Annotated in this window: 4 protein-coding genes; all 4 read left to right on the top strand. The window is 27.7% G+C overall.

Going from position 1 to position 2,636, the window contains the following annotated elements; all coding sequences use genetic code 11:
- The first annotated feature begins 124 nt into the window (after positions 1-124).
- The 4 genes from ACFFVB_RS16125 to ACFFVB_RS16110 all read left to right on the top strand — a co-directional run bounded on the left by ACFFVB_RS16125 (position 125) and on the right by ACFFVB_RS16110 (position 2,523).
- On the top strand, positions 125-649 hold the full coding sequence (locus ACFFVB_RS16125) for a hypothetical protein (RefSeq protein WP_382384257.1): 525 nt from the start codon (positions 125-127) through the stop codon (positions 647-649).
- Between the two features lie 9 nt (positions 650-658).
- Complete coding sequence (locus tag ACFFVB_RS16120; protein WP_382384256.1) at positions 659-889, top strand: hypothetical protein; 231 nt, start codon at positions 659-661, stop codon at positions 887-889.
- A 291-nt stretch (positions 890-1,180) separates the two neighbouring features.
- Positions 1,181-1,675, top strand: a complete 495-nt coding sequence (locus tag ACFFVB_RS16115) for a hypothetical protein (RefSeq protein ID WP_382384255.1) — start codon at positions 1,181-1,183, stop codon at positions 1,673-1,675.
- 323 nt (positions 1,676-1,998) lie between these two features.
- Complete coding sequence (locus ACFFVB_RS16110) at positions 1,999-2,523, top strand: hypothetical protein (protein WP_382384254.1); 525 nt, start codon at positions 1,999-2,001, stop codon at positions 2,521-2,523.
- Positions 2,524-2,636: the final 113 nt, after the last annotated feature.

Genomic DNA, 2,636 nt, shown 5'->3' with positions numbered 1-2,636 from the left:
GAAGAAAATTCAGAAAATAAGATCTTAGTATACAGCTAATACAAAAAAATGTATTTTAGTAGAAACATATAAAATTGCAGTCGGTTATTAGACAGACTGCCGTTGTAAGCAATTTAACCAAAATATGAAAATAGACGAATTATTAACAACTTATTGGAGTCAAATAATTTTATTGTTATCATTCGTAGGATATTTTGGAAAAAGACTATTCGATACTAAATCCAAAAAAAGAGAAATAAATCACACTCTTTTTCAAGAACATAAAATTAAATCAATCAATGATTTTTATAACTTTTATGCTATAAATAAACAAATGTGGTACGAACTTCCTATTTATAATGTAATGAAACATCAAATCACTCCGAACGAATTAGACAAACTAATTTCACCATCTTTAAATGATTTGAGAAAAAGCGTAAATAAGCTACAAATTTATTTTGATAAAAATGATTTCAATACAATCAAATCAGTTCAGGATAATATCAATTCAATTAATCAAAAACTGACTGAAATTTACTTTGACATTGAAAAAACACCGAGTGTTACAGTTGACGTAAATGAATTCCAATATTTTCGAGATGGAAAATTAGATGATAATAACAAGGTTTTTGAAAAAATTAATAAACTTCTCAAAAAAACTTATAAATAAAATTTTAAAATGTCTGAAAGAACAAAACTAAAAATGCATATTAAACCTTCTACGGAAGAAAAAAGAATTGAATTAGAAAACTTTATTGATAATATAATATCAAAAGAAGATTTGAAAAATGCTGTCAATTATTTAGATGAATTGAACAAATCAACTTCACATCAAATTACGGAAATAAAATATAGTGAAAGCGGAGATTTGAATATTCAAGCAGAAACAGGATTAACATTTATGAAATAAAACTGCTTACAACACCGTGTATAATTAATTGCTTGGTTTTAGCCAATTTACGAAAGTCCTCGCGGACTTTCTATCTGTGTTTTATTTACTAACTTTGGTGCTTAAAACACGCAACTAACCATACACAACAACGTTACCACACATTTGAGAAAAATCGTAATCATATTGATATTAGTGAGTTTGTTTTATAATTGTAAAACTGACAATACTAAAGTGGAACAGAAAAATGCGGAATTTTATTATCCACGAATTACGAATTTTGAGAAAGACTCGACTCTGACTAAAATTTATTTGGATTCTATCAAAGATTATGGCGAACTGATTAAAATAGCGGATAGAATTGCTTGCAATGGAAAACTACCTGTTCTGAAATTTAGTTCTGACAAAAACGACTTCAATCTTTTAGTTTTTAAAATGTGTTCAGAATCGAATACCACAGCAGATTATTCAGGGAAAAATGTAATCTCAATAGAAAATAATACAATAATTATAAATGACCAAATTGAAAAGCCTTTCGATAGTTTAAAAACTGTTTTACGAAATCATATCCTAAACCCCCAAAACCAATCTGACTATTCTCAAAACATAGACAAAGCATTAATTTTCTATTATCAAGATAGTCTATTTGGAAAAGAAGAAATCAAAAAACAACTTATAAAAATAACAACTGAATTTAACGAGTTGAATCGGAAAAACGGCGATAGTCTTCCATTGAAAATTAAATTAAGTGATTATCCATACATCCGAATTGAAATGCCGATACCACCACCACCGAATGAAAAATAAAAAACGTGTGGTAACACCGTGTATAATTAATTGCTAGTTCACTGCCGACTTACGAACATTCCTGCGGAATATTCTATCTGTGATTTATTTGCTAACTTAATCGCTTAACCACGCAACTAACCATACACAACAACGTTGTAAACAATGCAAAAAACGACAATCATACTAATAACTTTTGGACTTCTATTAAGTTGTTCCCCGAAAATAAAATCAATTCTTGAATATCATAAAAGGAGAATGAATTTGTTTTACGGAAATCCACCGAATTTGATAAAAATGGAAATCAAATTAAAAGCATAAGAACTGGAGGTTTAAGATGCGATATGATAACAACAACTGAATATAAAGACAATAAAAGAACCTTTGAAAAAACTTGTTGTTACTTTAAAGAAAAAGATACTTGTTACCTTCAATCTTTTTCAACATTTGAGTTTAAAAAGAATACAAATACTGAAAAAGAAATACGCTATGAATCTGACTCGGCTGTGAGATTTATACGAGAAATAAAGACATTAAAAAATATTAAAATTACGAATGTCTTTTCTTGGGAAATATTTCCAACCAAAAAACCTGATTTAGAAAATGCTATTAAACTAATTGACACGACTTATCTTGACAATAAAGATCGGAAAATAAAAAGTTTACATTATAATGCAAAAAGAGAAAAACCTTGGATTGAAATCTTTAAATATAACAAGGATACATATTCAAGACAAACTATTGGAACTTCGAGAGACACAACTTTAATCTTTCAAAGATCTGAATTAAAGAAAATGGCGGAAAAAAATAATATAGATTATGAATTTTACGACCAAGAATATTATAAATATAAAATTGAAAATTACTAAAGCACAGTTTACAACAAAGTACTGTGGTAAAAAACAAGTAAAAACTCATTAATTTCCTACTAAAACACTTCTATAATTATTATCATAGGTTAATCCTGATTTGGCTATGGCAA

It is taken from the genome of Formosa undariae (assembly GCF_042427615.1).
In the GTDB taxonomy this organism is placed as follows: Bacteria; Bacteroidota; Bacteroidia; order Flavobacteriales; family Flavobacteriaceae; genus Formosa; species Formosa undariae.
The sequence above is the reverse complement of the archived record's forward strand: the minus strand, read 5'-3'. Positions and strand labels throughout refer to the sequence as shown.

Bases quoted from the DNA above. Each gene is read 5' to 3' on its own strand.
- ACFFVB_RS16125 (WP_382384257.1), top strand. From the start codon at position 125: ATGAAAATAGACGAATTATTAACAACTTATTGGAGTCAAATAATTTTA.
- ACFFVB_RS16110 (WP_382384254.1), top strand. From the start codon at position 1,999: ATGATAACAACAACTGAATATAAAGACAATAAAAGAACCTTTGAAAAA.
- ACFFVB_RS16120 (WP_382384256.1), top strand. From the start codon at position 659: ATGTCTGAAAGAACAAAACTAAAAATGCATATTAAACCTTCTACGGAA.